Consider the following 2,592-nt stretch of genomic DNA (forward strand, 5'->3'; position numbering starts at 1 on the left):
TTCAGCGCCATTTCAGCCCGCGCCAGTGCTGACTTGCTGCTCATCCAGTCCGATTTATTCTTCTGACAGGTTTCAAAGGCCTGTTCCAGTAGTGCTCGTGCCATTGTCTTTTCTCCTGAATCAGTGGCGCAGCGATGAGCGGGCGCAGTCCAGAATTCGGGGCGGTGTTTCTGGTACTGTCTGCGGCGGTTCGGGCTTTTCTTCTGCCGGTGGCCGTATCACCTCGTCGATAGACTCGGTGGTGCGAAAGGTTGCGGAGCAAAAGACATTCACGCACTGGAGGTAGCTCTGTTTGACGTTATCCGACAGGTAGCGACTGGTACGGACATGGGCAGCCTGTTTGCAGTACGGACAGCGCATCATGGCTTAACCCCCCGCGATTTTTTCTTCTGTGCCAGCTCTTTAGCCCGCGCCATTCTGAGAACAGGGCTTTTAAAGAGCTTCATGTCCACGCCGGTGAGTGCCGGACGGTGAAGCCCAATTTTTGAAATTACCGGCTCATGCTCCATGTTGAATGTGTAGTACCTGCTTTGCGCCAGTACATTCTCACCCAGCTCCTGAATGAGAACGTTGTGAGGGTGTTCTTCTCCCTTAATTTCGAGCTCACGCAGACGTAACGCAAAAGCGCGTATCAGCGCCGGGGGAATCTCCTTCATTACCACCGCCCACTCATTCCGGGCATGGACAGAAAGCGCCTTTGAATGGGCGCTGATGTATTCTTTTCCTGATGTACAGGCGTCCAGCATGGTACTGGCTTTATCATCGTTGAGTTCATCAATCAGGGCGGTGAATTCCTCCGCCAGCTCCCGACCGGCCACTCGCTGACTGTGTTCGGCTTTCAGTTCCGGGGTCATCATGCCGCGCAGTTCGCGAAAACGGGTACGCCAGTTCTGTTCCGCTTCGGCACTTTCATTCAGGGCGTTCTGACGTTCTTTCTCACTGCGGGTAATGGCCGCATCAATATCATTCAGTTTCAGCATGTTTTCCGTGTGCGCGGATTTGGCCTTGCTGAATGCCTCAAGCGCATTATTTATCGTGGCCTCTGCGTTCTGGTTTGCTTTCTCGTTAAGGGTATCCAGTGCGCTGTCAATGGCCGTGCGGATGTTCTCATCCTGCGTGCTGCCGATGGTTTTCATTACTGCGGTAAACAAATCTGGTTTCATCGTCGGGTTCTCTCTGTGTTTTCAACCTGACGCCATTCTGCCGTCCCTCAGACAACAACTCGATTCATTGCCGTTGTCGCAGACATGGCACAAACAGGACTTAAAAACCCGGCTGGCCAGAGAAAGGTCGCAGGTAAACCCCTCTCTCTGTTTGTTTTTTTACATATAACTATTCACTACTGTTCACTCAGTATAAAAATATAAGTAAAACAATAAATTAAAGAGTGAACAGTTGAGAGGAAAGTGTTCACCAACTGTTCACTACTGTTCACTGGTCTGAACATCCCGAATGTAAATTTTATGCGGTATATCCTATTAATTCATGCTGTTAGGGTGATTAAATCAATTTGCATTTCACTTTTGAAATCTCCAGTGCCTTATAACTCCTTCCAGTGCCTTTAAATGGTCTTGAGTAAAAAAACAGCACCCGTTGTTCCGTGCTTTGTACAATTTCCCCCTGTTGCATTGAGAAAAAATATTCACAAAATAGAGCGCTACCTGATACCGGACGGACACGTCCGGATCTCTGCGGATATTAACGAGGTAGCGTTATGCACACAGTTTCATCAGTACCATCTTCCCCCACCACCGCGCACCCGATGCCGGTTTCAGCCCCGGCTCAGGAGCGTTTTTTACGTCTCCCGGAAGTCATTCATCAGTGCGGCCTGTCCCGCTCCACGCTCTACGATTTAATCGCCCGCAATGCTTTCCCGGCGCAGGTTTCCCTCGGGGGTAAAAATGTCGCCTGGCTGCAGTCTGAAATCACGGCGTGGATGGAAGAGCGTGTCGCGCACCGCAACCGGAAATACGACGCATGAATCAGAGCCGTTTTCACAAAGCCCCTTTTTCTGGCTTGCATCCGTTGTGTGTTTCCTGGTACAGTTTCGTCGCTGTCGCAAAATCGACAGCCGGAATTGGCGTTCCGTGTAACTCAATGGCGACAACAGACGCGCTATGCGTCTTTTTTTATGTCGTAGCTCAGACACACCCATTTTCCGGGCTGTGGTGTTTATGCGTACACCACGGTTCCTGTCAGATAATGGTAGTCCGGGCGGGGCAGCCTTCGGGCTGGCCGGTATTCATTGAGGCCGGTTACGCCAACCCCGTTCGGGCTGCCACCAGTGAAATTGGCGTTTCCGGTGGTAGCAGCAACCGCTACTCAATGGAGATTGCCATCATGGCTGCGACCCTCACCCCGTCACACCCGCAGTTTGTCTTTATGTTTGCCGCCGTCCGTCGCGCAGACCGTAAACCCCGTATCTGTATGCTCCGCACCGTTGCCGGTGACGAGCTGGCCGCCCGCCGCACCCTTGTCCGGGAATACGTGCTTTCCCTTGCCGCCCGTCTGCCGGTTATGGAGGTGTCACATGCATAATAAAAACACCCCTCAGACCGTCTCAGCGCGTCGTGATGACCTTAACCCCATGCA

General features: G+C 52.1%; 4 protein-coding genes. 2 read left to right on the top strand and 2 right to left on the bottom strand.

Annotation, left to right across the window (positions count from 1 at the left end; all coding sequences use genetic code 11):
* Window positions 1–120 precede the first annotated feature (120 nt).
* On the bottom strand, window positions 121–363 hold the full coding sequence (locus WC1_RS19170) for an ogr/Delta-like zinc finger family protein (RefSeq protein WP_000984214.1): 243 nt from the start codon (window positions 361–363) through the stop codon (window positions 121–123).
* Window positions 360–1,163, bottom strand: a complete 804-nt coding sequence (locus tag WC1_RS19165; RefSeq protein ID WP_016149631.1) for a hypothetical protein — start codon at window positions 1,161–1,163, stop codon at window positions 360–362. The genes WC1_RS19170 and WC1_RS19165 overlap by 4 nt, the downstream gene beginning before the upstream one ends.
* A gap of 551 nt (window positions 1,164–1,714) precedes the next feature.
* On the opposite strand from WC1_RS19165, the gene WC1_RS19160 reads away from it, so the two are divergent.
* On the top strand, window positions 1,715–1,981 hold the full coding sequence (locus WC1_RS19160) for a helix-turn-helix transcriptional regulator (protein WP_016149632.1): 267 nt from the start codon (window positions 1,715–1,717) through the stop codon (window positions 1,979–1,981).
* Window positions 1,978–2,538, top strand: coding sequence for a host cell division inhibitor Icd-like protein (locus WC1_RS23280; RefSeq protein ID WP_016149633.1), 561 nt, complete (start codon window positions 1,978–1,980; stop codon window positions 2,536–2,538). The genes WC1_RS19160 and WC1_RS23280 overlap by 4 nt, the downstream gene beginning before the upstream one ends.
* The last annotated feature ends 54 nt before the right edge of the window (window positions 2,539–2,592 follow it).

Source organism: Citrobacter sp. KTE30, assembly GCF_000398825.1.
Classification (GTDB): domain Bacteria; phylum Pseudomonadota; class Gammaproteobacteria; order Enterobacterales; family Enterobacteriaceae; genus Citrobacter; species Citrobacter freundii.